25 protein-coding genes, 3 tRNA genes and 2 pseudogenes are annotated in these 26,549 nt (G+C 33.0%); 22 read left to right on the top strand and 8 right to left on the bottom strand.

What is annotated here, in order from left to right:
- The 3 genes and pseudogenes from HRU50_RS03780 to HRU50_RS03790 all read right to left on the bottom strand — a co-directional run.
- Positions 1-578: pseudogene (locus tag HRU50_RS03780) on the bottom strand (ATP-dependent DNA ligase); the annotation flags it as partial.
- Positions 575-1,612 carry a ligase-associated DNA damage response exonuclease gene (locus HRU50_RS03785; RefSeq protein ID WP_296348337.1) on the bottom strand — a complete coding sequence of 346 codons (1,038 nt, stop codon included), beginning with the start codon at positions 1,610-1,612 and terminating at the stop codon, positions 575-577. The pseudogene HRU50_RS03780 and the gene HRU50_RS03785, both read right to left, overlap by 4 nt.
- Positions 1,613-1,671: 59 nt before the next feature.
- The gene (locus HRU50_RS03790; RefSeq protein WP_296348339.1) at positions 1,672-2,265 is read right to left on the bottom strand and encodes a hypothetical protein; all 594 of its coding nucleotides are present in this window, start codon (positions 2,263-2,265) and stop codon (positions 1,672-1,674) included.
- A 178-nt stretch (positions 2,266-2,443) separates the two neighbouring features.
- Here HRU50_RS03790 and HRU50_RS03795 point away from each other — a divergent pair.
- The 3 genes from HRU50_RS03795 to HRU50_RS03805 all read left to right on the top strand — a co-directional run bounded on the left by HRU50_RS03795 (position 2,444) and on the right by HRU50_RS03805 (position 2,725).
- A tRNA-Ser gene (locus HRU50_RS03795) sits at positions 2,444-2,527 on the top strand.
- An 18-nt stretch (positions 2,528-2,545) separates the two neighbouring features.
- Positions 2,546-2,620: transfer RNA gene (locus tag HRU50_RS03800), tRNA-Pro, on the top strand.
- Positions 2,621-2,651: 31 nt separating this feature from the next.
- Positions 2,652-2,725, top strand: a tRNA-Arg gene (locus HRU50_RS03805).
- A gap of 38 nt (positions 2,726-2,763) precedes the next feature.
- Here HRU50_RS03805 and HRU50_RS03810 read toward each other — a convergent pair.
- On the bottom strand, positions 2,764-4,881 hold the full coding sequence (locus HRU50_RS03810) for a sigma 54-interacting transcriptional regulator (protein ID WP_296348341.1): 2,118 nt from the start codon (positions 4,879-4,881) through the stop codon (positions 2,764-2,766).
- A gap of 316 nt (positions 4,882-5,197) precedes the next feature.
- Between HRU50_RS03810 and HRU50_RS03815 the strand changes: the two genes are divergently transcribed.
- The 18 genes and pseudogenes from HRU50_RS03815 to HRU50_RS03900 all read left to right on the top strand — a co-directional run bounded on the left by HRU50_RS03815 (position 5,198) and on the right by HRU50_RS03900 (position 20,662).
- Positions 5,198-5,911, top strand: coding sequence for a pirin family protein (locus HRU50_RS03815; RefSeq protein ID WP_296349081.1), 714 nt, complete (start codon positions 5,198-5,200; stop codon positions 5,909-5,911).
- Between the two features lie 57 nt (positions 5,912-5,968).
- Complete coding sequence (locus tag HRU50_RS03820) at positions 5,969-6,739, top strand: hydrolase (protein WP_296348343.1); 771 nt, start codon at positions 5,969-5,971, stop codon at positions 6,737-6,739.
- A gap of 97 nt (positions 6,740-6,836) precedes the next feature.
- Positions 6,837-8,672, top strand: a complete 1,836-nt coding sequence (locus tag HRU50_RS03825; protein WP_296348346.1) for an amidohydrolase — start codon at positions 6,837-6,839, stop codon at positions 8,670-8,672.
- A 48-nt stretch (positions 8,673-8,720) separates the two neighbouring features.
- Complete coding sequence (locus HRU50_RS03830) at positions 8,721-9,245, top strand: YceI family protein (protein ID WP_296348348.1); 525 nt, start codon at positions 8,721-8,723, stop codon at positions 9,243-9,245.
- A gap of 342 nt (positions 9,246-9,587) precedes the next feature.
- Entirely contained in the window at positions 9,588-10,010 is a 423-nt protein-coding gene (locus HRU50_RS03835; RefSeq protein WP_296348351.1) for a DoxX family protein, read from the top strand.
- A gap of 1 nt (position 10,011) precedes the next feature.
- A complete protein-coding gene (locus HRU50_RS03840) occupies positions 10,012-10,461 on the top strand; it encodes a DMT family transporter (protein ID WP_296348353.1) in 450 nt (149 codons plus the stop codon).
- Between the two features lie 4 nt (positions 10,462-10,465).
- Complete coding sequence (locus HRU50_RS03845; RefSeq protein ID WP_296348355.1) at positions 10,466-11,803, top strand: alginate export family protein; 1,338 nt, start codon at positions 10,466-10,468, stop codon at positions 11,801-11,803.
- 16 nt (positions 11,804-11,819) lie between these two features.
- Entirely contained in the window at positions 11,820-12,137 is a 318-nt protein-coding gene (locus HRU50_RS03850; protein WP_296348357.1) for a GNAT family N-acetyltransferase, read from the top strand.
- A 265-nt stretch (positions 12,138-12,402) separates the two neighbouring features.
- Positions 12,403-13,587, top strand: coding sequence for a cation:proton antiporter (locus HRU50_RS03855; RefSeq protein ID WP_296348360.1), 1,185 nt, complete (start codon positions 12,403-12,405; stop codon positions 13,585-13,587).
- A complete protein-coding gene (locus HRU50_RS03860) occupies positions 13,574-13,834 on the top strand; it encodes a glutaredoxin family protein (RefSeq protein ID WP_296348361.1) in 261 nt (86 codons plus the stop codon). The genes HRU50_RS03855 and HRU50_RS03860 overlap by 14 nt, the downstream gene beginning before the upstream one ends.
- A gap of 9 nt (positions 13,835-13,843) precedes the next feature.
- The gene (locus tag HRU50_RS03865; protein WP_296348363.1) at positions 13,844-14,347 is read left to right on the top strand and encodes a dihydrofolate reductase; all 504 of its coding nucleotides are present in this window, start codon (positions 13,844-13,846) and stop codon (positions 14,345-14,347) included.
- Positions 14,348-14,448: 101 nt separating this feature from the next.
- Positions 14,449-15,354 (top strand): pirin family protein, encoded by a 906-nt coding sequence (locus HRU50_RS03870; RefSeq protein ID WP_296348365.1) that lies wholly within the window; start codon positions 14,449-14,451, stop codon positions 15,352-15,354.
- A gap of 127 nt (positions 15,355-15,481) precedes the next feature.
- Positions 15,482-16,237 (top strand): SDR family oxidoreductase, encoded by a 756-nt coding sequence (locus HRU50_RS03875; RefSeq protein WP_296348367.1) that lies wholly within the window; start codon positions 15,482-15,484, stop codon positions 16,235-16,237.
- Between the two features lie 81 nt (positions 16,238-16,318).
- Complete coding sequence (locus HRU50_RS03880) at positions 16,319-17,170, top strand: helix-turn-helix domain-containing protein (protein WP_296348369.1); 852 nt, start codon at positions 16,319-16,321, stop codon at positions 17,168-17,170.
- Positions 17,171-17,458: 288 nt separating this feature from the next.
- Positions 17,459-18,019 carry a TetR/AcrR family transcriptional regulator gene (locus HRU50_RS03885; RefSeq protein ID WP_296348371.1) on the top strand — a complete coding sequence of 187 codons (561 nt, stop codon included), beginning with the start codon at positions 17,459-17,461 and terminating at the stop codon, positions 18,017-18,019.
- 112 nt (positions 18,020-18,131) lie between these two features.
- Positions 18,132-18,847: pseudogene (locus HRU50_RS03890) on the top strand (SDR family oxidoreductase).
- A gap of 151 nt (positions 18,848-18,998) precedes the next feature.
- Positions 18,999-20,045, top strand: a complete 1,047-nt coding sequence (locus HRU50_RS03895; protein ID WP_296348372.1) for an FAD-dependent oxidoreductase — start codon at positions 18,999-19,001, stop codon at positions 20,043-20,045.
- Positions 20,046-20,152: 107 nt separating this feature from the next.
- Entirely contained in the window at positions 20,153-20,662 is a 510-nt protein-coding gene (locus HRU50_RS03900; protein ID WP_296348375.1) for a hypothetical protein, read from the top strand.
- Positions 20,663-20,789: 127 nt separating this feature from the next.
- Here HRU50_RS03900 and HRU50_RS03905 read toward each other — a convergent pair whose 3' ends face one another.
- From HRU50_RS03905 to HRU50_RS03915, 3 genes are all read right to left on the bottom strand, one after another.
- Positions 20,790-21,554 carry an MBL fold metallo-hydrolase gene (locus tag HRU50_RS03905; protein ID WP_296348377.1) on the bottom strand — a complete coding sequence of 255 codons (765 nt, stop codon included), beginning with the start codon at positions 21,552-21,554 and terminating at the stop codon, positions 20,790-20,792.
- A 61-nt stretch (positions 21,555-21,615) separates the two neighbouring features.
- Positions 21,616-22,197, bottom strand: coding sequence for a Crp/Fnr family transcriptional regulator (locus tag HRU50_RS03910; protein ID WP_296348379.1), 582 nt, complete (start codon positions 22,195-22,197; stop codon positions 21,616-21,618).
- Entirely contained in the window at positions 22,197-22,547 is a 351-nt protein-coding gene (locus HRU50_RS03915) for a helix-turn-helix domain-containing protein (protein ID WP_296348381.1), read from the bottom strand. The genes HRU50_RS03910 and HRU50_RS03915 overlap by 1 nt, the downstream gene beginning before the upstream one ends.
- Positions 22,548-22,771: 224 nt before the next feature.
- Here HRU50_RS03915 and HRU50_RS03920 point away from each other — a divergent pair, with 224 nt between their 5' ends.
- On the top strand, positions 22,772-25,681 hold the full coding sequence (locus HRU50_RS03920) for a T9SS type A sorting domain-containing protein (protein WP_296348383.1): 2,910 nt from the start codon (positions 22,772-22,774) through the stop codon (positions 25,679-25,681).
- A gap of 94 nt (positions 25,682-25,775) precedes the next feature.
- Here HRU50_RS03920 and HRU50_RS03925 read toward each other — a convergent pair.
- Positions 25,776-26,549, bottom strand: a 774-nt coding sequence (locus HRU50_RS03925) for a T9SS type A sorting domain-containing protein (protein WP_296348384.1), incomplete at its 5' end; no start/stop codon positions are given.

Genomic DNA, 26,549 nt, shown 5'->3' on the forward strand with positions numbered 1-26,549 from the left:
TGTTTACCATGTATTAACTCTTCAAACGATATAGAGTCTACATCCCAATGGCCAATAATGCTGTGCATTAACTGATTAGGATCTATATTTGACAACTTGGCCAAAGCGTTAACTAAGGTCTTTTTAGAGACCCCAATTCTAAAACTACCACCAATAAGTTTATTGAATATTAAACGCTCTTGTTGATTTAAACCAGACCATGCTTCTAGAACAAATGCTTTTTTTTCTTCATCAGTTTTAGATTTAAGCTGTTTGAGTTCGGTCATCCATTCATGCAAGGAGATCTCTAATTTATGAGTTGGTGATGGCAACAACAAAGCCATGGTCTCACCTAAGTCACCTACTGTACTGTAACTCTCTAAAAACAACCACTCCGGTAATTTGGTAATCTCAATACACCATTCTCTCATTAATGAGGTTTTCACGGGTCTTGAGGGTCGCTTACCTGTAAATAATGCAATAAGCCATAACTTATCCTTATCTGGAGCAATTTTAAAATAATTAACTAAAGCTTCAATTTTTGCATTTGTTTTGTTAGTTATTTCGATGGCACTTATTAAATCTGAAAACAACTTCATTCTATTACAACTTTTTCATTTTCAGTTTCAGCATTAGAAAGCGCTTCCTCACCATACTCTGTTATAAGCTCGTCAGCTTTTATACCTATTTCATTTAAATATTTTGAAAACACGGATTGTGATCCGTGAGTGACATAAACTTGTTCCGCTTCTGAAGATTTTACAGCATCTATAAGTCCGTGCCAATCGGCATGATCGCTGACAGCAAAACCTGCATCTACAGCTTGCCAACGCCTGTTACCTCTAATTTGCATCCAACCAGAACATACTGCAGTCGCAGGATTAGGTAATCGCTTTAGCATTCTTGAACCTAAAATCGCTGGTGGTGCAATAATAATTTTATTTTGAAGTGACTTTTTATCTAAATCTGCTGTCCACAATTTTGTGTTTGGTAATCGAATACCAGAATGCGCTATGGCGGTATTTAAATTGTGAATTGAACGATGTACATAAATCTCATCAGTTCCTTCTAACAAAGACATTAATCGTTGTGCTTTGCCTAAGGAGTAACCCAAAAAGACCGATGTTCTATTACTAGATTGATTTAATTTCACCCAAGAGTGCAACTCTTTCTGTAATGATGCTTCGCTTTTCCAATTATATATTGGTAAACCAAAGGTGCTTTCAGTAATAAAAGTATGGCATTTAACCGATTCAAAAGGCGTCGTTATAAAATCTGGTTGTGTTTTATAGTCACCCGTAAATACAACAACATAACCTTTATACTCTAGTTTGATTTGTGCAGATCCAATGACATGACCAGCCGGATAAAAACTAACTTTCACACCATTGATGTTAAGTTCTGAATGATATGGAATACTTTCAATAGTAATGCCTGCACCTAATCTATGTTGTAAAATAGCTGTAGAATCATTGGTGCACAAATAACGTTTCATTCCCCATCTTGCATGATCTGCATGGCCATGAGAAATAATTGCATAGTCAACAGGAAACCAAGGGTCAAGGTAAAACTTACCTTGAGGACAATAAATTCCTTTTTTTGTAAATTTTATGAGTTGATTTTCCAAAGACATCGTGCAACGAAGCTATTGAAATTGTTAAAACATTGGTAGTAAAGTTTCGTTAAATTTTCTTAGATAAAACCCATCTGAGTTATGATCATTTCACTACCCCAAAGTTTAACTAAAAGTGCAATGTCAATCGGAAAGAACGACGAAGAACCATCAGAATTATATAGTATTGGGCATTCTATACGCTTATCATTGGTTAGCTGGCATAAATGCTTGCCATTATCTACTACAACTATCTTTTGCGTATCAATTTTCTCATAAACCTTACGTAAATCTATTACAGCGTACTTAACAAATGATGTGGCATTCATGAAATTTTCTTTGGAACAATCTACAATTGCATAAGTGAAATAATGAGCTTTGAGTTTGTAATATTCAGACTGGTGTCTACTCTCAACTGCATTAAAATCTCTTCTATATCTAATGGTGAAATCATTAAAACTTGTATACTTTTTATCCCTAAAACGTTCTTGAACACTCATTACGGAATTTCCGCTTCTAAACACATAATCTATACCATCTAACATATCGATATATTTAGCATAATCTTGTCGTAATTGTACCTCTTCCCAATTGAGATGTTCATAAATCAATGGTAAAGCAAGCTTCTTATGGATGTAATCAGAGAATGCCCTATCGCTTTTATATATTGACATAGTAAATAAAAAGTATGCCCGACAAGATATACAATAAATTGAATATCTGAGACATATACCCATTAAGCTCATTTAATTAAAATAAATCTTAAAAAATCATACTAAAATCTTGCGTTCTTAATTCTGAAAAGTTACATTTGCATCCGCATTTTATGAGATGTTCATAATTTATTGTTGAGGAGAGGTGCCAGAGTGGTAATGGAGCAGATTGCTAATCTGTCAACGCGTAAGTGTTGCCCGGGTTCGAATCCCGGTCTCTCCGCAAAAAGATAACCAGTTTCGGGGTGTAGCGTAGCCCGGTTATCGCGCCGCGTTTGGGACGCGGAGGTCGCAGGTTCGAATCCTGCCACCCCGACAACAATTTTCAGGATAAATTATCCTTGAATGGTCGCGTAGCTCAGCTGGATAGAGCATCTGCCTTCTAAGCAGACGGTCACAGGTTCGAATCCTGTCGCGATCACAAAAAGTCACTTCCTAACAGAAGTGGCTTTTTTGTTTCTATTTCTTTAAAGTAATTCGCTTCTCAATACCCAATCGTTTCATTTTAGCGAAGAGTGTTTTATCTTTCATGTTAAGTATTGTTGCTGCACCTTTTTTACCGCTCACTCGCCAATTGGTATGATTTAGAACCTCGATAATATATTGACGCTGCATATCTTCAAATGAGGTGAATTCCTTTGAAGTGATTTCATTTTCTAATTTAGGTAGCCAGGTTCCAGGATTTAATGTTGTACCATTTTCAATGATAACCGCACGTTCAATGAGGTTTTCTAATTCCCTAATATTTCCCGGAAAGTCATACATTATTAAAGCATCAATAGTTTTCTTTCCTAAACGTCTAAACGCCTTACCTGCCTTACTAGAATACTTTTCAAGGAAAAACTTTGATAATGGTACTATATCATCTTTACGCGCTCTTAAAGGGATATTATGTATTGGAAAAACATTTAGACGATAATACAGGTCTTCTCTAAATGTACCTTCTTTAACCATCGTTTTTAAATCTCTATTCGTAGCTGCAATAACTCGTACATCTACTTTATTTGTTTTGGTACCACCTAATTCATCAAACTCACCTTCTTGAAGGACTCTTAGTAGTTTTGGTTGCAGATCTATTGGCATTTCACCAATTTCATCTAAAAAAATAGTGCCGCCATCTGCGAGTTTAAATTTTCCAATTTTATCATTTAAAGCACCTGTAAAGGCACCTTTTTTGTGCCCAAACAATTCACTTTCAATCAACTCTTTAGGAAGTGTTGCACAATTAATTTTAATTAGAGGTCTTTCTTTTCTTAAACTATTATTATGAACTGCACTTGCCAAAAGCTCTTTTCCTGTTCCTGATTCACCTGTAATTAAAGCCGTTGTATCTGTTGGTGCTACTTGATTGACTAACTCCAAAACCTTTGCATAGGCATCGCTAACACAAATAATATTATCTGCATTTAATTTACTGTTTATTTCCTCTTGTAAATACTCATTTTCATTTTCTAATTGTGTTTTTAAAGTTTTTATTTCTTCTAAGGCTTCAAATAATTTTAAATCTCGCGCCTTTCTTTCTGTCACATCTCGCACAATTGCACAATTTATGTCTTCACCTCTATAAACGAGATGATTTGCAATAATGTCCGCGGGAAACTTGGTTCCATTTTTTCTTGTAACTAACCATTCTAAATGCAGTGATCCAGCAGCTTTAATCTCTTCGAAATGATTATACCACCAATCTTGTGTAATGTTTGCATCAAGATCATAAATGGTGAACTTATCGAGTTCTTTTGCTGAAAACCCTAAAGTTGTTGAAACAGACTTACTATAATGTAGCAAATTCCCTTCACGATTATAGACGTAAACTAAATCTTGAGTATTATTTATGATTTCTTTAAAAAACTTAAGTTGGTTTTCCTTCTGTCTTTGTAAAGACACATCTTGAAAAACTATTAAAGCTTTAATTACTTTATCGCCTTTTAACTCAGGTTTACCAATAATTCTTAAATAACGATGGTTGATTTCCCTCATCTTTAAAGTGATGTCAAAAGATTCTGCCTTGCGAATTAAATCACTTATTAACTTTTTTAATCGTTCACTTTCTTCAAAAAAGTGTATCAAATTTCCAGGAACCAATTCATCCTTCTCTTCTGTTTCAAAAATCTGCAAAGTTTGATTTGTAACAATTAAAGAACCGTCTTGTAGGTTAAGTTTCCATCCACCAACATTTACCATTGTCTCTGACTTATCTAGCAAGTTTTTATAAAAACTTGAATTGGTAATATCATTAACAGTTGCACAAATTATATTTTTTCCATTATTTGAGAAAAACTGAGCAAATACTTCAACATTATAGTATTTACCTCTTTTGGTTTTATGTGTTGCCTTAAAGCTGTAAAGTTGTTTTTTTTCTACTTGAGCCCAGTGTGCCTTCCAACTTTCAACCGTAGATGTTGTATTAATATCAAATATTGAAAGCCCTGTTATTTCTGACTTTTTATACCCTAAGCGTTCACAAAATTTGTAATTAGCATAAATGATTTGACCTTCTTCATCCATCCACATCACTTCATAAGGTAAGGCTTCGATTAACCATTCGTTGATCTTAATTTTAGAATTAGTATTACTCATTACGCACTTTTTAGTAATTATAAAAATACGTTAATTTTTCTCAAATAATAGAATATTCTATAAATACAGAAATATATACTAACCTTAATAATACTTATATATTTGATTTTCAATACTTTATATTTTTGGCACAAGAATAGCATTTAACATGTAAAATAAAACACAAATGAAACGTAAAGATTTTTTAAAAAAAGCAATAGCAGGAAGCGCAGCTTCAGCAATAGGTGCTTCTGCTCTAGCTAAATCAAATATTCAGACCAATACTAAAAAAGAGAACTTAGGATATAATCATATACCAAATAAAGAATATAGAACAATGAATACAGTACTTCACAAAGCAGATACAAGAGGAAATGCAAATCATGGATGGTTACAGTCTAAACATTCATTCAGTTTTGCAAATTACCACAATCCAGAACGCATGAATTTTGGACTATTAAGAGTTTTAAACGATGATATTGTGGCTCCAGCTATGGGCTTTGGGACACATCCTCATCAAAACATGGAAATTATTTCCATTCCGTTAGAGGGAGACTTAGAACATAAAGATAGTATGGGTAATGTTGCTGTTATAAAATCAGGTGACATACAAGTATTAAGTGCCGGCACTGGGATTACACACTCAGAATACAATAAAAACAAAGATAAGGATGTGAAATTCCTTCAGATTTGGATATTTCCAAATGAACAAAGCGTAGAACCACGTTATGACCAAGTAACACTTAATGTTAACGATAGAGAAAACAAATTACAGCAAGTGTTATCTCCTAATCCAGAAGATTCAGGAGTTTGGATTCACCAAGATGCTTGGTTTAATATGACAAATTTAGATGAAGGTAAAACCTTAACCTATAATCTCAATAAGCCTGAGAAAAACGGTGTATACGTCTTTGTATTAAAAGGCGATGCTACAATAAATAATCAAAGTTTGAACGAGAGAGATGGTTTTGGAATGTGGGATATTAATGACATAGATATTAAAGCAGATTCTAACACCGAATTACTTCTTATGGAAGTACCAATGAATTAGTAAACAATTAATTATAAACAAGTATAACCGTCAATATTGACAAACAAAAAACGAAAAATGAAAACAATTAAATTAACACTAGTAGCTCTATTAATCTCAACAGTATCATTTGCACAATGGGAAATGTATAACCCAAATCCTAATAATGATCCTGCAAATGCAGCTAGTCAATTATTAAACCCTACAAACCATACTCTTTTAATGATTGACCATCAAAGTCAAATGGCATTTGCTGTAGAATCTCAACCGATTGAAGAATTAAGAAATAATGTTGGTCTATTATCTGCATCTGCAAAACTGTATAATGTTCCTACAATTATAACTACAGTGGCAGAGAAATCATTTTCAGGTCCAGTATTTCCTGAAATAAGAGAATATTTCCCTAACAGTGACGACTATATAGATCGTTCTACTATGAATTCTTGGGAAGATAAACGTGTCGTTGAAGCTGTTAAAAAAACTGGTAAGAAAAAATTAGTAATTGCAGGCCTTTGGACAGAAGTATGTACACTATCTGCTTCGCTTTCTGCTCTAGAAGACGGATATGAAGTATATGTAGTAGTTGATGCAAATGGTGGTACTTCTCAAGAAGCACATGATATGGCATTGACACGTATGATTCAAGCCGGTGTAAAACCAATTACATCTTTACAATACTTATTAGAAATTCACAGAGATTGGGCAAGAAGTGACAAGTACAATGACGTAGTGGCAATATCTAAAAGATATGGAGGAGCTTACGGATTAGGTATTGATTATATCAAAACTATGAGTAAATGGATGACTGGTAAAGAGGCAAGTGAAGCTGAAGGTCATAATAAAGACTAAATATTATGACAAAGGCGCTTAGTTTAATGACTTAGCGCCTTTCCTAGTTATATAGTCTTAAAATTCAAACATACTCATTTAATAAAAACATTTAATCATGGGAGAAAACTCAAAAAATAACATGCAACGTAGAGACTTCATTAAGAATACTCTAGCGTTTGGTGCATCAACATTGTTTATGTCTTCAGCTTTTGGAAGAACCTTAATGAATCTTGAAGGTGATGCTGATCTTGTAGTACGAAATGCAAAGGTGACTACAATTAACCCTAAATATCCAACTGCAGAGGCATTCGCTATAAAAGACGGTATGTTTTACCGAGTTGGTACAAATAGTGCCGTTTCAGATTTAATAGGCCCAAATACAAAAGTTATTGATGCCCAAAAACACAGAGTAATCCCTGGTCTTAATGACTCACATACACATGGTGTTAGAGAAGGTCTGCACTACGGTTTAGAATTACGATGGGATTGGGTTGATTCTGTAGAAGAAGCCTTAGCCATGCTTGCTGAAGAAGTAAAGCATACACCAAAAGGCCAATGGATAAGAGTAGTAGGTGGATTCTCTTGGGAACAATTCAGAGAAAAGCGTATGCCTACGCTTGAAGAAATTAATAAAGTAGCGCCTGATCATCCAGTATATATATTCTATTTATATGCTTATGGTATGTTAAACAAAAAAGCTATCGAGGTTCTTGATTACGACAACGCACCAATTGATCTATATCATAAAGGAAGAATTGAAAAAGATAAACATGGACGAGCTACAGGTATCATTACCGCAGCACCATCTGGCTTAATCATGTATAAAACGTTAACAAAATTACCAACAAAATCTAGAGACCAACAAGTGTTAGGAACACGTCATTTTATGAATGAAATGAATGTTTTAGGACTTACGTCTATCTCCGATGCTGGTGGTGGCGGTATGCAATATCCTGACGCTTATGATGTCATTCAAGATGTTCATGGAAAAGGTCTATCAACGGTACGTGTAGGTATCCATACTTTCCCTCAAGTTGGAGGACGCGAATATGATGACTATAAACGATGGATCGGAATGATTAAATCTGGGCAAGGTGACGATATGTATAAATTTATTGGTGGTGGTGAAAATATAGCATGGGCAGCTTATGACTATGAAATATTTGCTCAAGAACGTCCAAACCTAGAAAAAAATGTAAAAGAAGTTGCTACACCAATTTATAAACTTCTCGCGGAAAACAACTGGCCTTGGAGACAGCATATTACTTATAATGAGTCTGCTGAAATTCTTTTAGATATATATGAAGAAGTAGCTGCAGGTGGCGGCGGAAAATTACCGAAAGGAACTTTTATTGATCACGGCGAAACATTCTCTGAAAGAACCTTAGAACGCATAGCGAAACTAGAAATGGGTATTGCAGTACAAAACAGAATTGCATACCAAGCGGAAGACTTTGTAGAACGTTATGGTCCAGCTGCACTAGCACAAACTCCACCTATAAAAAAGATGCTTAAAATGGGAATACCTGTTGGCGGTGGAACTGATGCCACACGTGTAAGTTCTTATAATCCATGGTACTCTATTCATTGGTTAGCTACAGGACAATCTCGAGGCGGAAGACAGATGTACGGTGATGACAATATTCTTACAAGAGAAGAAGCTATAAGACTTTGGACAGTAGGATCGTCTTGGTTTACAGGAGACATGGGAAGAAAAGGTGCAATTCAAGAAGGTCAATTAGCGGACTTTACCATCTTAAATCAAGATGTAATGGAGGTACCTGATGCACTTATTCCACGCACACATTCAAAATTAACAGCCGTTGGCGGTAAAATTGTTCATGCTTATAATGAATTCCAAAAATTTGCACCACCAGCATTACCAGACGTAGCACCTGATTGGTCACCACTATATAGAACAGGTGATTTTAGAAAACTGTATTTAGGATAATAAAATTTAAAGCAAGTAAATATTAACAAGATAAAACCAAAAATGAAAATGGAAACAGCAATTAAAACAACATGGAATGTAGATACAGCACATTCAGAAATAGCTTTTAAAGTGAAGCATATGATGATATCTACAGTAACTGGTCATTTTGAAGATTTCAGTGCTTCTGTAGAAACAGATAATGATAATTTTACAAATGGTATATTTAATTTCAGTGCAAGAATTGATTCAATAAATACCAAAAATTCAGATAGAGATGCGCATTTAAAATCCGATGATTTTTTTAATGCAGAATCTTATCCTGAAATGACATTTAATTCAAAATCTTTTGACGGATCAATTATGGTCGGTGATTTAACCATAAGAGACGTCACCAAAGAAATTGAATTAGATGTAGATTTTAATGGTGTGGCAGTAGATCCGTATGGTCAAACTAAAGCCGGATTTGAAATTACCGGTATTATCAACAGAAAAGATTTCAACTTAACCTGGGGCGCAGTAACTGAAGCTGGAAGTGTGGTAGTAGCGGATAAAGTAAAATTAGTTATAGATCTGCAATTTATTAAGGCTTAGAATGCCAAATTAAGGGAATAAAAAGAGAGGAAATTGATAATCAAAAGTACTCTCTATAATTCTCTCGATCTCTCATGTCATCTCTTATAAATAGCTTACATGTAATTTCCTTCTTCAAATATTTAAAATCACCACCAGTGAAAAAACGAATCTAATTCAAGAGGATCGTTTTTAAAGAAAGCCCGTTGGTCAGTTCCGGGTATTGGAACCTCGCAAATAGTCTCTACATTATACCAGTCGATCAATTATCTAGAATACGTGGATATTATAACGGATTAGACTATAATGACGTGCTTAAATTAAAAAATGATATTAAAATTTTACTTAACAATAGTTAAAACTATGAATACTCTGACAAAGAAAGTGTTTTCATTTAAACCAGAATTTTTTAGCCAGGATTTCACCTTGCTTTTATTTAGAATATTAGTGTCATTATCAATGATAAATACACATGGTTTAAAAAAAATTAAAGATTTTGAAGGCACCATCGCTCACATACCCGATCCATTAGGAGTTGGTGGCGAAGTGAGTGCAATAATGGCTATTATTGCAAATATTATAGCACCTATTTTTATCATTTTTGGATTTGCCACACGACTTGCCATTTTACCAATACTTGCCGTTACCTTAATGGGTTTCTTTATTGTGCATGGTAATGATCCTTGGGCTATTAGAGATGTTCCTGCAATGTATTCGCTCGTGTTTATTGCCTTATTACTTCTGGGTCCAGGAAAATATTCAATTGATCATAAAATCTTTAAATAATATGAAATCACAATTATTTTTAATTGTACTGGCTATTTTAGCTGGTGCAGTATTACCAGTGCAAGCTGGACTTAATGTACAGTTAGGTAAATCTGTACACCAACCTATTTTTGCAGCATTTGCATCCTTTTTAATTGGTACTATAGGTCTTCTTATATATCTATTCATCCTAAAATTTGACTTTTCGAGTATAGGCGAATCTAAGAATGTATCACCTTGGGTATGGACTGCTGGTATTTTAGGTGCTTTTTATGTGGCTGCCGTAATCGTTTTAGCACCAAGATTGGGTGTAGCCTTAACTTTTGTCTTAGTGGTTGCTGGTCAAATGGCTGTTTCAGTGATTGTAGATCATTATGGTCTGCTTGGATTACCTGTAAAACAAATTAATTGGCAACGCATGTGCGGAATAGCTTTATTGATTGCCGGGGTTTTACTAATTAGAAAGTATTAAGAAAATGGAAAGGGTTGTCTTTGTCTTAGCAATTATGCTATCTATAATTCAGTTTTCTGAAGCACAGGAATCTGCACCAAAGTTTCAGTTTAGGCTTCTAAGACAAAATGATGCTGTAACAATTGGTGAAAAGACATCTTTATATGACAAGTTTAAGCTAATAGAAATTTCACCAAATTCAACACTTAGTTTTGGAGGAAGTTATCGTTTTCAAACTGAAGCTTTTATCAATGAACAATTTAATAAAAATGTAGATGAGACTGATTATTGGTTTTTAAATCGATTGATGTTTCATTCTCATTTAAAAATTGCCGAGTCATTCGAAATATTTGCTGAACTCAATTCAAGTTTAATAACGAGTAAAGATAACTTAGTTCCGGTAGACAAAGATGAATTAAGCTTTAACCAGTTATTTGTAAGGTATCATTTTAATAAACAATTGAATGTTTTAATCGGTAGACAAAATATGCGATTAGGAAGCGGAAGATTGGTTGATATAAGAGAAGGACCTAATGTACGCTTATCATTTGATATGGCTCAGATTGAGTACAAACACAAAAACACAAATCTTAGACTATTTCATGCCATACCAGTACAGCAACAAGAAGGTGTTTTTGATAATGATTTCTTAGAAAGAAATGAATCTTTAAGTGCAGTATATTGGACTCAAAATTGGACGAGTGATACAAATACCGATTTCTATCTGCTTTATAAAACCGAAGAGAATAAAACTTGGAATTCTGGCACCGCTGATGACAATAGAGCTTCTTTAGGTTTAAGACATTTTGGAAAATGGAAAGGATTGAATTATAATAATGAGTTTGTATACCAATTTGGATCGTTTGGTAGTAATAATATTAGTGCTTGGACAGCTTCATTCAATGTAGAACGCGAATGGTCATTTGGCACTATAGGCTTTAAAACCGAGGCAATAAGTGGTGATAACACCAATTCTGATGCATTAAATACTTTTGATGGTCTATATCCAAGAGGTGCTTATTTTGGCCGAGTCGCTAGATTTGGTCCTTCTAACTTATTTGATATTCACCCATATTTTGACACATCGATTGGTGATTTTAATCTTGAATTAGACTATGTAGCCTTTTGGAGATTTTCTAACGAAGATGGTGTGTATAATCCACCATTAATTTTAGACTATGCATCCATAAATGATAGAGGTTTTATAGCGCATCAAATAGGAACAATTATTAGTCATGAATTAAATAATCATATTGCTATTGAATTAGAATCTAATATTATTTTTCCTGGAGCTTTTTTAAAAGAAAGTGGACTTGGCGATACATTATATCATTTTGTAATAACTACTGAATTTAAATTTTAATAAAAACATAAAATCTATGAAAACGGAATACAAAGAGATACCATTAATCAAAAACGATGCAAAAAAACGCTTTGAAATTGAGATCGATGGACATTATGCGTTTATAAACTTTGGGGAATTTGGTAACCATATAGCATTGGTACATACCGAAGCAGAGCCTGAACTTGCCGGTAAAGGTGCGGCGTCAGCCGTTGTAGAAAAAACCTTAACATATATTGAAGAGAACAATAAGCTTTTGATGCCTTACTGTCCATATGTTTTTGCTTACATTAAAAGAAATCCAGAATGGAAGCGCATTGTAAGCGAAAGATTTGAAGGGTATAATAAGTTATAATACCTACTAAAATAAACCAACTTAGAGGATTATTCGAGTTTTACAATGACCGACCAGAAATTTCTACGAATTACAAAAAACAAAATCATTAAACTGAAGTGACTTGTTGTAATTGAATCCTTTGAAAATGAGACCTTATTTTTTAATTTGACGATATAAGAAAAGGATAAGTGAAACATAAGACCTAAGCAGTTGGAAGAGGTTCTATGGGAATAGGTCAAGTTCATCAATATTAAGCTGATTTAAGAACATTTAAATTATAATCATGCAACATCATATCTTAATAAATATATGTGCCATATTTGGCGTTGCTACTGCTGTAGTAATCATTTGTAAGTTTTTGAAAATAAGATATATCATTGGTTATCTGATTACAGGCGTATTATTAAGTCCAAATACTACAGAGTATTTTGCAGACATGAATGAAGTTGAAGTCTATGCCGAAATTGGCATTATTCTGCTATTATTTACGGTAGGTCTAGAATTTTCATTCACTAATTTAAAAAAGATTAAAAATTATGTTCTTATTGGTGGCACGTCTCAAGTTCTCTTTACCATTTTAATTACAGGAGGTCTCATTTCAGTTTTAATGGGACGACCATTTCAAGAAAGTCTCTTCTGGGGTTTTTTATATGCCTTAAGTAGTACAGCAATTGTTGTGAAAACCTTACAAGATGATAATAAAATAGCAACACCACATGGCAAATTCATATTAGCTATATTACTTTTTCAAGACATTATGATTGTCCCCTTAATGTTATTTACACCTATTTTGGCGGGAAAAGGAGATGATCCACTATTTGCATTGGGTATTTTATTAGGTAAGCTTGTACTAATGGGCGGCATTGCTTTTTTATTAGCAAAATACGTGATACCATTTTTCTTAAAGACTGTGATGAAGGTTCAAAGTCAAGAAGTATTTTTAATTGCTACGGTCTTCTTAGTTACGGGAATTGCACTACTCACAGAAAAAATGGGTTTATCGCTTGCTTTAGGTGCATTTATAGCAGGATTGATCATTGCGGAAACGGAATATAATCATATGGCTATTTCTTGCTTTTTACCCTTCAGGTATGTGTTTATGAGCTTCTTCTTTATATCAATGGGGATGCTTCTTAATTATGAAATTTTCATTACTGATTTTGGATGGATTGTTTTCTGGTTTGTTTTTGCTTTACTCGTTAAAGCTATAGCGGGGATTTTAGCCGTTAAGGTTATGAAACTAGAATGGAAAACTGCTATCGCGGTAGGTTTCTCAATTGCACAGATCGGTGAATTTTCATTTGTACTTGCCCAAAGTGGCTTAAAATACGACCTTATATCTGCAAATAACTACCAAATATTTTTAGCAGTCTCTATATTACTTATGTCTGTGACGCCATTTATAGTGAGTAACTCAGAAAAAATACATCCTATCCTAAACAAAAAAAGAACAAATGAACAAAAATAAACTAGAACTATATGGCACTGGTTGGTGTCCAAAATCAGCCATTCTTAGAAATTTTTTACAATCAGAATGGATAGAATTTACAGACTATAATGTAGAAACGGATTCAGATGCTGAACAACGGGTTAAAAACCTGTATGAAGGAAAACTTAAATTTCCAACAATTATATTGGGCAATAAGCATTTAAAAAATCCAAGTATACCAGAATTAAAAAATTTTATAGCGAATTATCATAATAAGGAATCATAATTACATTTTATGAAACAAAAAATATTTGCTGTTGTAGCAACAAGCGAAAACAGAGCTATTGGCCATAAAGGTTGGTTGCCTTGGCCAGAAATGAAATGTGACTATGAACGTTTAATGACTTTAGCTTATCATAAACCTGCTGTAATGGGTAGATTATCCTATGAATCACCAAACCAATTTCTATCTAATAATCAAAATCTAATTATTACGAGTCATAAGATTGATGACTTACCTGATAATTGTACCACGGTCTCAAGTATAGAGGAAGCACTTAAATATTATGAAAATGAACCAGAAATTTGCATTTTAGGTGGCCAGAGAGTTTTTGAGTCATTTATGCCTTATCTTACCCATATATATTTAACATTAATACATACCGTTGCTAAGGCAGATGCCTATTTTCCTGAGATATCTAATAAAGATTGGCATCTTATAAATCAAGAATCGTTTTATGCAGGAGAAGGAAATCCTTTGGATTATGAATTTTTAGAATACCAAAAAGTAAAAGAATAAATTCTAACCAAAAAATAGAATCGACAATAAGGATAGTATTCATAAATTGAAAATTTCAAACCTTAATCGTATTTTTAAAGTATACTTCAAAAACATTACATATGCAATCTAATATTGGTCTTATAATAGAAGAAAAAGCTGCTGACATTGGGAATTTTATGGTAGGTAGACTGCTACCATTTCGACAAAAAAGAACTGTAGGTCCGTTTTTATTTATTGATCATATGGGACCTGCTTGCCTTGCTGAGCATCAAAATTTAGATGTACCACCACATCCACACATTGGTTTATCTACTTTAACTTACTTATTTGATGGAGCAATTATGCACAGAGATAGTATGGGAAATGCCGTAGAGATTAAACCAGGTGAAGTCAATTGGATGACAACAGGAAAAGGTGTTGTGCATTCTGAACGTACACCAGAATATTTAAGAAAGAAAGATAAGTTTTTACACGGACTTCAAATATGGATAGGATTACCTAAATCATTAGAACAGACTGAACCATCGTTTTTTCATATCAATAAAGAAGATATTCCAACTTGGGAGGAAACTGACATAAAATACAAACTGATTGCTGGAGAAATTAAAGATATAAAATCACCAGTACCTGTACATAGTCCTTTATATTTTATTGAAATAAAAACATCAACATCGCAAACTATAGATATTGGTAATAAACTTTATGGTGAAGTTGCCATGTATGTTTTAGAAGGAGAAGTTTTAATTGAAGGTAATACCTACGGAACAAAACAACTTATTGTTGCTAAAAATGCCAATTTATGTGCCTTTGAAACGGTTGGTGAAACGACTCTTTACCTTTTTGGTGGTGAGCCTTTTGAAGAAAAACGTCATATGTTTTGGAATTTTGTGCATTCAGACAGAGCTGTTTTAGAAAAAGCTAAAGATAATTGGAAGGCTCAAAATGTTAAAGCCTTTCCAAAAATTCCTAATGACGATAACGAATTTGTGCCTTTACCTGAATATAAACTGAAAAATAAGAAGTAAAACGCTAAATTATTGACCAAGTTAAATTGTGTTAATCTGTAATTTGTTTCAGCTTTTCCCTGTTTTGTTTTAGAAATGAATTTGACATCTACTTTAAATTTGCATTATAATTTTTAAACAAAACAATATGAATTTATCAGATAATATTACAGGAAAAGTAGTCATCATTACTGGAGCAAGCAGTGGTTTAGGCGAAGAAACAGCACGTCATTTAGCAGCTAAAGGTGCTAATGTAGTTTTAGGAGCTCGTCGTGAAGAGCGTCTAAAAAACATTACAAATGAGATTAATGATGCAGGTAACGGAAAAGCGATTTATGCAACAACAGACGTTACTAAAAAAGACGATGTACAAGCTTTAGTAGATAAAGCTGTTAACGAGTTTGGCAAAGTAGATGTTATGGTGAACAATGCAGGTTTAATGGCAATTGCACCAATGGCAGAAACAAAAGTAGAAGAATGGGACAGAATGATAGACATCAATATCAAAGGCGTACTATATGGTGTTGCAGCAGCACTACCAGTATTCCAAAAACAACAATCAGGTCACTTTATCAATTTATCTTCAGTAGCTGGAGTAAAAGTTTTTAGCCCTGGAGGAACAGTTTATAGCGGAACAAAATTTGCTGTTCGTGCTATTTCTGAAGGCTTACGTCACGAAGTTGGTGGAAACATCAGAACCACAACTATCGAGCCTGGAGCTATTGAATCTGAATTAAAAGGTGGAAGTTCAGGAAAAGAAACTTTAGATTATCTAGACGAGTTTTATGCAAACACAGCAATCCCATCAGATTCTATCGCGCGTTCTATTGCATATGCTATCGAGCAACCTTCAGATGAAGATGTAAACGAGATTGTAATTCGTCCAACAAGACAAGATTTCTAAATCTCAATGAGTCATCCTAATTTTATAAATTAGAATAGGCTGTGGAATAATTAAGTTTCACAGCCTTTTAGTCGTATTACAATGCAACACTTTTCAAACATAAAAGATTACAACAACTACATAGGCTACAATTCACCTAAAAAAGATTTAATAGACATTGTTTGTTATGATGATTTTGAGAATCTCAGGCTGTCAAGTCCAGAAATTTCTACAGACTACTATAAAATGGCATTTAAAAGAGGAATGGGAGATTTAACATGTTACGGAAACACCTCATACGATAAGCAATCGGGTTTTCTATACTTTATGAAGCCCAATCAAGCATATCAATGGGAAACCGATAAACCTTGGAAAGGCTATCATATTATGGTGTCTCCAGTTTTGTTGCAAGAATACAATATTGACTTTAGTTTTTTTGACTATGAAATGACCGAAGCGTTGTTTTTAACTTCAGATGAGCAAACTCAAATTGAAAACCTTTACAAGCAAATCATTGTAGAATATCATAAAGACAATTACGAACTCGATTTACTCATTGCCTATTGCAACTTAATTTTCACGTATGTTGGCAAGTGTTACAAACGCCAGTTCGATACTCGTCAACCGCTTTACAATAAAGTAGTTGTTGAATTCAAAACCTTGCTCAATACCTATTATAAAAACGATACTAACGAGTTGCCTTCAGTACATTATTTTGCCGAACAAATGAACTTATCTTCAAAGTATTTTGGAGATTTAATAAAGCATCATACAGGCAAAACAGCATCAGAAGTCATACAAGAAAAAATCGTTTCCGAAGCAAAACAAAGACTACAAAACACCAACAAGACTATTGCAGAAATTGGTTATACTCTAGGTTTTGAATATCCAACCTATTTTTCTCGACTGTTTAAAAAGCATACGGATAAAACACCATCTCAATATAGGCAGTAATATAATTTAGGCGTTTCCCAAACGGGTCGGGCTTTCCGCACTCGCTTTTTGTGAGATTGTAATTATCATTCTGAACCTGTTTCAGAATCTATTATCGCACTTAACTTACCAAAGTGAAATCTATTGACATCACAAAAGAGCTCAATCAAATGCTTCAATCCCTAACGCGTGTAAGCTTGCAAGGACTCTGAAAGTCATTTCGAAGTATGTGAGATACTATCGAAATACAATTTAACAAAAAACATACAGACTTGTCTGTTTTTAAATAATAATTGATATATTTGCATTGTGAAACATTCAGAAATACGACATAGAATTATTGAAACTGCCTCAACTCTGTTTTATAACAATGGATATAATTCAACAGGGATTAACCAAATTATTTCTGAAGCTGGTATTGCAAAAGCAACACTATACAGTCATTTTAAATCTAAAGAAGACATCTGTATTGCATACTTACAATTTAAGAATTCAACCTTCTTAAGAGATATTGAAGACTTTACTACTTCAAAAGAAAAAGGAAGTAAACAAGTTTTAGCACTATTTGATTTTTTACAAAAATTCTATCAGGAAAAAGATTTTAATGGGTGTTGGTGTGTCAAAACAGTAGCAGAAATCCCAAAGGAAAATAAAAACATCAGAACCGAAATTCAATCACAAAAAAATGATTTCATTAACTTAATCAGAAAACTAGTCGTCAATAACTTAGATATTTCTAATGAAAACTTAGATTCTCTTAGCAGAAAAATTTATTTACTTTATGAAGCCGGTGTTAGTGAAAGTCATTTACACCAAAATGATTGGCCAATTTCAGAAATGAAAAAGGTTTGTGAACAACTATTAGATTAAAAAAATTTTAACTTAAAAAGACAGACTTGTCTGTATATTATTAATAATTAAAAACAAAAAAATGAATACTTTAAAAAATGAAACAGCCATAATTGTTGGAGGCACAACAGGAATGGGTAAAGCAACAGCAAAATTACTTTTGCAAGAAGGAATTGAGGTTATTGTAATAGGTAGACCAAATAAAAACTTAGAAACAACGAAAGAAGAATTATCAAAACTTGGAACTGTAAAAACAGTCGGTATTGATTTATTCAATGCAGAAGCAGTTCAAAACTTCATTTCAGAACTTAAATCGTTTGCACCAAACGTGAAATACTTGGTTAATGCCGCAGGATACTTCAGTCCGAAATCATTCTTAGACCATACTCAAGAAGACTATGATATTTACCATAACTTCAATAAAGCCTTCTTCTTTATCACCCAAGCTGTATCTAATTTGATGAAAGAAAATGGTGGAGGTTCAATTGTTAATATTGGTTCTATGTGGGCAAAACAAGCCATTAAAGCCACACCATCATCAGCTTACTCAATGGCAAAAGCTGGTTTACACAGTTTAACACAACACTTAGCTATGGAACTAGCAGAACACATATTAGAGTAAATGCAGTCTCACCAGCAGTGGTTTTAACACCGATATATGGTGCCTTTATAGAAGAAGATAAAATTGAAGAAACACTACAAGGCTTTAATGAATTCCACCCAATTGGTAGAATTGGAACACCAGATGATATTGCTAAAACCATCCACTTTTTATTGACAGATGAAAGTTCTTGGGTTACAGGAGCAATCTGGGATATTGATGGTGGTGTAATGGCTGGTAGAAATTAGTAAGTTAATTGTCTGAAAGGTATATTTATATAAGACTAAAAGCGTTTAAGTTTCTTATTAAACTATATAACAGTTAAATTCTTAAATATAATTTTAATAATGGATTTGTTACTTTTCAGACAATCTAATTTTATCTAAAATTCCTCTCACATTGAAGAAACAAATAATTATTGTCGGTGGTGGTCTTAGTGGTTTAACACTAGCATATTTACTATCAAAACATAGTTTAGATTCAATAATATTAGAAGCTTCTCCAAGACTCGGCGGCCGCATTCAAACAGTATCAGGAGCATTTGAAACACCTTTAGAATTGGGTGCAACCTGGTTTTCAGATATGCATCAGAATATGCTTCACCTTATTGACGACTTAGGCCTTCATAAATTTAAACAGTATTCTAAAGGAAAATCTTTATTTCAAACAAAATCGTTCGAACCACCACAACAGTTTAACGTACCAGAATCTGAAAGTCCGTCCTACAGATTGGCAGATGGAACACAAAAACTTATTACTACATTAGCAAATCAACTAGACACTAAAACTATCAGACTTAACACTAAAGCTACAGTTATCACAGATCTTGGAAGTATTTTAGAAGTTGAAACTTCTAAGGGGCAAAAATTAAAGGCTGATAAAGTAATTCTCTGCTTACCACCACAACTAGTAGGGTCACAAATTCAATTTTCACCTCAGTTACCAAATGATATTTCAAAGATTTTACCGACTGTTCAAACTTGGATGGCAGGAGCTATTAAGTTTGTGTTAGAATATGAAAATCCATTTTGGCGAAATAATGGACAATCAGGCATGTTGTTCAGTCACTGCGGTATTGTCACAGAAATGTATGATCACACAAATTTTGAAGAAAATAGATTTGGTTTCACTGGCTTTCTAAATAGTAACGCTCATTCATATTCTAAAGATGTTCGTAGAGATATTGTAGTGAAACAACTAGCTTCTCTTCTTGGTAAAGAGACCTCAAATTTTAGCAGTTATTTTGATAAAGTCTGGATAGATGAGTTTATAATGAGCGACAATCAAATTATCCAAAGACCCCATCAAAATAATGGACATCCTTTGTTGCAACATTCTTATATGAATAATAAACTCTTTTTCTCAGGAACAGAAGCTGCTTTAGAATTCTCAGGTTATATGGAAGGTGCTATTCTTTCGGCTAAGCAGATAATTGATAGAATTTAATTGATAAAGAAATCGAATCGTGTTTGCTAGCATAACGATACAATTCGATAATCACGGTTACATGAGTTTTCTTAATTTAGCAGAATTAACCTCACACATTTAATTCAATGAACTTTATTCAATCTCTAGAAACTTATACTAATGCTCAAAAATGGGTAGGCACAAATTTTATTATTCTTGGTAGTTTACTTTTAATATTAGCTACTACAGTAGCTTTTTTCATAAATAAATCACCTCTAGCAGATGGCTTAAAATGGGGAGCACTTTGTACAGGTTTATTAATTATAATAGGTGGATTTTCATATAGAAATTTTAGTGATAAGATTCAGTATAACGCAAAAGAAATTTATGGTGATAATCCTACAAAATTTATACAAACAGAATATAACCGAATGAGCAAGGTGAATAAAGGTTTTATTGTGTATCAAATGAGTTTTGCTGCATTCGTTGTAGCATCATTAATTGTAATCCTTTTTGTGAAATCACCATTTGCAAAAGGTATATCCTTTGCTGTGGCTGTGCTATTCATTGGTGTTTTAATTATCGAAGGTTTTTCACAAAAATCAATTACAACTTACAACGATGAATTAAATGTTGAATTTCTAAAGATTCCATAACTATAGTTCTATAAGCTGTTATTCTGAATTTATTGTAGAATCTGAAACAAGTTAAGATTGACAAAGTTTAGATATTTTGATAACCTCTAAAAGGAAAGATTTTATCATTTCATACCTTGTAAAGACATTAAAACACCATCACCTCACCATCTTCAGGAACAAAGGTTTTATTTGTAAGACCTTCTTGGGCATATATTTCTCTTAACTGCGTTCTAGTCGTAGGGCAATGATTTACAGCTTCTAAATGATTAGCTATGACTTGTCCTGGGGCGTTTTTAGTGAATTTTAAGATTTCATCTATTGTCATCAATAATGGCTTAAAAAGATCTAACTGTGCTGAACCTGAAGCAACCACACTTATATCTGGTTTATATTCCATTAAAACTTTATTGACATCATCAGTATAAATAGTATCTGAACTTAAATAAACACTTGGTTCATTTTTAAGCTTTATATAAAAACCCATGACATTCCCCATTGGCTTAGCAACGTAACCATATCCATGCCTTGATGGTATACCTTCAATGGTCCCATCTAAAAATTCCTTCTGTTTCCAATACTCAATAACATCAACAACATTTAAACCTTTCTTTAGTAGCTCTTTTTCATCCTTCACACTTCCGATCACTGGAATATTATTTTCAATTAAGAACTGTTCACCAGCTTTATCCAGATGATCCATATGCAAATGTGTAATTAAGCAATGTGTGACCTTAGTTAATAATTCTGTTGAATTAACTGGCATTGAAACGATAGGATTTTTTCTTGCTTTATGTCTAATAAAAGAAAAAGGAGCCATACTACCTTTTGGACCTAGCATTGGGTCAACTAAAATTACGTGATTATTGGTTTCAATAATCATTGTAGCATTTCTAATGTGATGAATTTTCATTGTTTTAATTAATTAATACTGCAAAATTGAACACTTTTAAAATGATCTGCATTGATTCAAATCAAGAAATACGTTTTCGTATTCTACTCAAGGTTTCTGGTGTGATGTTTAAGTATGATGCAATATGGTATTGCGGAATTTTCTCTAACCAATTGGGTTTATAAATCAGTAGTTCTTTGTAGAGTTCATCGGCTGTTTTGGTCACTCTATTGTATTCTAAAAGCTCTTTATGTTTGAGCAACTTCTGAAATGATAAATCGATAAATGATTTTCCACATTGATACTTTTCTAAAAGTGTTCTAAACTCTTTTTTTTCGACAGATAGTAATTCAACCTTAGTTAAGCATTCTTGATATTTCTTGGTAGAAACATCATTATTAAAAGACACTAAATCTGTAATAAAAAGAGGTTCTGTATAGAAGTTAATATTGGTTTCTTTTTCAGAATTAGCATAGTATTCTCTAACAATACCTCTTTTTAAAAAACGCAATTCTTTCTCTTCTTGTTCTGCCGAAAGGATTAATTCACCTTTAATGAATTGTTTCATTTTAAATAACGAAAACAACTCTTTTAATCCGTCTTTATTCAATGGATATTCGGTTTCAAAAAATAATGAGAGTTCTTTAAAATCTGGATTGTCCATTAGTCGTTATGTTCGATATTATCTTCTTTCATTAGTTCAAAACCATAATTACGCAATGCCATAATAATAGCTATAGAACGCTGCCCTTTTTCAGTAATAGAATACACTGTTTTTACAGGCACTTCTGGAATAATCTCTTTGGCAACAAAACCATCAAAAACTAATTCCTTAAGTGTCTTACTGAGCATTCTATCTGAAGCTCTATCTATACTCTTTTTTAATTCTGAAAAACGCCAAGGTTTATCCTTTAAACGCCATAAAATTGGCATTTTGTATAATCCCCCAATTTTATCGAGTACATATTCAACAGGTGTGTAAAAACGTTTCTTGTCTTTTAAAAAATCAGGCATGCTTACATAGATGTTAGTTGCTTACAAATATAACAAACAGCTATATTTTTATTGAAATACGTTAAGAAATAAAACATTAGTCTATGTTTTAATTTTGGTGTTTACTTAAATTAAAAATTACCATTCATCAATTAATACGATGATTTGGTCAATTAATCGACGCATAATGGATACTCAACGATAGATAATTGTATGTTAACCTCGCTATTAGTTAAATCAATTATATGAAGTTCCCTCAACGCCTCACGCGATGCTTTAAAGTATTGCGTGCTTTAAAGTGTGCTAAAAACTTACATGTTTCAATTACATTCGTCACTTTATTGTCGTCAACATTCGTCATTTCACAGACCAATTCTAATGTCACTTTAGACTCAAATTCTCCATACCTTATTAATAATCAAGTCTTAGGTAGAACTTTAGTTGGTGGTGATACTATTTTTATCTCATCCGAAAGAGTCAATCCTATTAAATTTGAGTTTCTTGAAGGTAACAATATAGAACCTATTGTAATTATTAATAAAGATGGTCAAGTACAAATTGATGGTGTTAGTAATAATTCGTGGGGAGCATTAACATTTGAAAACTGTAAACATATCAAAGTTAGTGGTAAAGGTCATCCCGGTTTTAAATACGGTTTTGAACTGTCTGGCTTACAAAGTGGTTTAGCGTTTACTGAATTAAGTTCTAATTGTGAGGCTGAAGGTATTAAAATTAGTCATGATGGTTTTTTCGGAATTTATGCTAAAAAAGACTACAACGGAAATCCGCCTTCTCCTCATCCTGTTTTCGAAAATTTAGTAATACATGATTGCTTTATTGAAAATGTTTCTGAAGGTATGTATATCGGTGAAACTAAAACACCTGGTATGGAATTTATCGGGCTTAAAATTTATAATAACATTGTTCGCAATACACAACGTGAATCAATTCAAATTGCCAATGCGATTCAAGATGTAGAGATATATAATAACACATTACTAAATGCAGGTTTAGAGGGTGAAAATTTTCATATGAATATCTTACAAATTGGTGATAATTCTGTGGCTGAGATTTATAACAACATTCTCATTGATGCACCAGATTATGGTGTTATAAATTTTGGTAAAGGTGATGTGCATGTTTTTAATAATTACATTGCTAATTGTAAAGGCGTGTTTAGTGACAATAGAACCATATCTGACATTTCTTTAAACAATTCCATTAGTGCTAATTATTTTAAATCTACACTCGGATATGAAATCATTCGAAACATGAATGAATTTAATGCTTTGATATCCTTAGACAACATTTATGATATTGATATCAGTTTCTACAAGGATTTAAATGGTGTTGATAATGAAACCATAAGTAATAATTACTTAAGCACGGTTAATGAAATCACTTTTAATGATCCTTCAACTAATGATTATGCATTAGCTTCTGGTATTTCTCCTGAGTATGAGAATCTAGGTGCTGATGGCGGACCAGAGATTTTACCTTACGATGATCCTGCAACAACTTCCAGGCAATTAGTAATCTCTTCTGATATGATAAATGATGAGGTCATAGGTGGCAGCATCTTCTCCCCTATATACTTATTTGATGAACAATCCACAGACATTGAGGCTAATGAACATCCAATAAGTAAGTCATGGAAACCCTTCTATTATATGAATGCAGATTCATATCATACTACTGTAGATTTAGGCGATGAGCATCATATTTCTCAAATTAATCTTCATGATATGCATGATACTCATGAGTTTGTAGTTGAGTACTATGATGGAACTTCTTGGATAAACCTAATTACTGATCCTTGCGACAACTTCAATACTTGGAAAACTTACGATACCGAAATTACAACGCGATATCTTAGATTTTCAATGTACAATAGTCCTTATGCCGCTGTAAATGAAATCATCATATTTGGTTATCCATTGGTTAAAGACTCACAACAAATCCTTGTTGACTCATCAATGGTAACAGACTTAGTTAATGGTAGTAGTGTAGATTCACCTCTATATTTATTTGATGAACAGTCTATTGATATTAATTCTAATGCTCATCCTATAAGTAAATCGTGGAAACCTTTTTACAACGAAACTAAAGCACCTTATCACGCAATAATAAATCTTAATGGTGAATATCGCATATCAGAAATTGCTTTACATGACATGCACAACACCAAAGACTTTATCGTTGAAGCGAGTACAGATGGCGAAAATTGGGATTTACTATTTACAGAACAGTGTGATGGTTTTAAAGTTTGGCAAAAACATGAAACTAACGTAATTACTAAATTCTTACGTTTCACGATGCTTGAAAGCCCATATGCTTCAGTCAATGAAATATTGATTTATGGGTACCCAATCATGAGCTTGCCTGTTGCTGACAATAGCATCATTGAAAGTCAAATCGTAGTAACTCCTGAAATGGTTGATGATTTGGTTATTGGTGGAAGTGTAGATTCACCTTTATACCTATTTGACGAGCAAGAATCTGTGAATCCAGAAATAAATGAGCATCCAACAAGTAAAAATTGGAAACCATTTTATAATAATAGTAAAGCACCGTATTACGCTACTGTAGACTTTGGAGAGGAATATCATATCTCAAAAATATATATGCACGATATGCATTCAAGTGGTAATTTCATTATTGAATACCAAGATAATTCTCAATGGTTACCATTAATTACAGAACCTTGTAATTCATACAATACTTGGAAATTACATGAAACTGATATAGATGCCTCAAGACTTAGATTGGTAATGCTAGATAGTCCATATGTAGGTGTTAATGAAATTATTTTTATAGGATATCCTAATGGTAACGTAGCAGAGGTTCAACAAAAGGTATTCCTAGAATCTACTGATGCTAAATCTATTGATTTGAATAGTATTGAAGTATATCCAAATCCGGTGAAAGACATTTTTAGTATAAAATTACCAAATATCACCAAAGATGAATTTCATAACGTCAAGATTATTGATGCCTCAGGTAAAATCGTCTTTGATAAGGATTATAATTATACGAACACTTTATCCGTTTCTAATATAGATTCCAATAGCATTCTTAAACAATCAGGACTTTATCTGTTGGTATACACAAATGATTCTGGTATCAAGCAATCATTAAAAATTATTAAAGAATAAGCCCAAAGTTTTACTTATAAAATACACAGTATTGAATAACAAAACCCTCTCAAAAATTGAGAGGGTTTTTAAATATAAAGTGATAATTAAATATTTATTCTTTTATAACTCTCATTGTAATGCTACCTAAGTCAGACTCAATTGCCATTAGGTACATCCCAGTTGATAAATCTTCAACGTTTAATTCTATATTACTACTGTTAGTATTAAGGCTGAATTGATTCACTTCTCTACCAGATATATCATAAAAACGAATACTATTTAAAGCAATATTTCTAGAATTTAATATGGTTACGCTATTCTGAACTGGATTTGATTGAAGCTTAATACTTGTTAAAATATTATCATCTATACTTAATTGATCCTGAACCACAATTGGTGCTCCTGCTGCATCTAAGGATGCACATAAATTATTTGCTGCTACTAAATTAAGTACATCAACACCTGTAGTGACACCGATTGTGATAACACCTAAATCTAAAAAGTTTGGATCTGTATTATCTGTAGTCTCTGCTACTAATGTGTGAATCGTGTAATCTCCAGCTGATGTTACTGTAAAACTTGGTGTAGCACCTGCATTTTCGATAACTAAGCCTGCACCTGATGTTAATACATATGTAATGTCGTAATTCGCTGGTACATTGATATTACCATCTGGTGTTGCACTAATGGTTGCTGAACCTGATACTAATGATACTGGTGTAGCATCTGCTGTAATTGTTCCTGCATCAGCTAAACACTCTTCTAATACTGTAATTGGTGCTCCTGCTGCATCTAAGGATGCACATAAATTATTTGCTGCTACTAAATTAAGTACATCAACACCTGTAGTGACACCGATTGTGATAACACCTAAATCTAAAAAGTT

Origin of the sequence: Winogradskyella sp. (assembly GCF_013213835.1) — a bacterium.
In the GTDB taxonomy this organism is placed as follows: domain Bacteria; phylum Bacteroidota; class Bacteroidia; order Flavobacteriales; family Flavobacteriaceae; genus Winogradskyella.